This is a genomic window from Nocardioides sp. CPCC 206348, assembly GCF_048654705.1.
Classification (GTDB): domain Bacteria; phylum Actinomycetota; class Actinomycetes; order Propionibacteriales; family Nocardioidaceae; genus Nocardioides.
Genome location: NZ_JBMCZA010000176.1, coordinates 13376 through 13953, shown reverse-complemented (window position 1 = coordinate 13953; position 578 = coordinate 13376). Strand labels below are relative to the sequence as shown.

Genomic DNA, 578 nt, shown 5'->3' with positions numbered 1-578 from the left:
GCCGCGACGCGGGCCTTGATCGAGGAGGGCACTCCGTCTCCCACGGTGGAGCAGGCAGCCGAACGGGCATCGGTGTCACGGACCACGGCCTACCGCTACTTCCCCAGCCAGACCGCGCTCCTGATCGCGGCGCACCCGGAGATCACGACCACGTCGTTGCTGTCGGACGACGCCGGCGATGACCCGGCTGCGAGGCTCGACCAGGCGGTCGAGCGGTTCGTCACGATGGTGCTCGAGACCGAGGGGCAGCAGCGGACGATGCTTCGGCTCTCGCTGGAGGCCTCCGACAAGCGCGAGCTCCCCCTGCGCCAGGGCCGGGCGATCGGGTGGTTCACCGATGCCCTCGCTCCGCTGGAGCCGCAGCTCGGGAAGGCGGAGATCCGGCGACTGGCCGTGGGGATCCGCAGCGCGACCGGGATCGAGGCCCTCGTCTGGTTGACCGACGTCGCCGGGCTCTCGCGACCCGAGGCAGCCCGGCAGCTGCGCTGGACGGCACAGGCACTCCTCGCGCACACCCTGGCCGCGGGCCCTCCCTAGAGGCAGCGAGAGGCAGCCAGAGTGGTCAGAGGAAGTCAGTT

General features: G+C 71.3%; 1 protein-coding gene. It reads left to right on the top strand.

Features of this window, described 5'->3' with window-relative positions; all coding sequences use genetic code 11:
- Window positions 1-537 (top strand): TetR/AcrR family transcriptional regulator (locus ACOADB_RS14000; RefSeq protein WP_378599640.1); only part of this gene is annotated, 537 nt, incomplete at its 5' end.
- Between the last annotated feature and the right edge of the window lie 41 nt (window positions 538-578).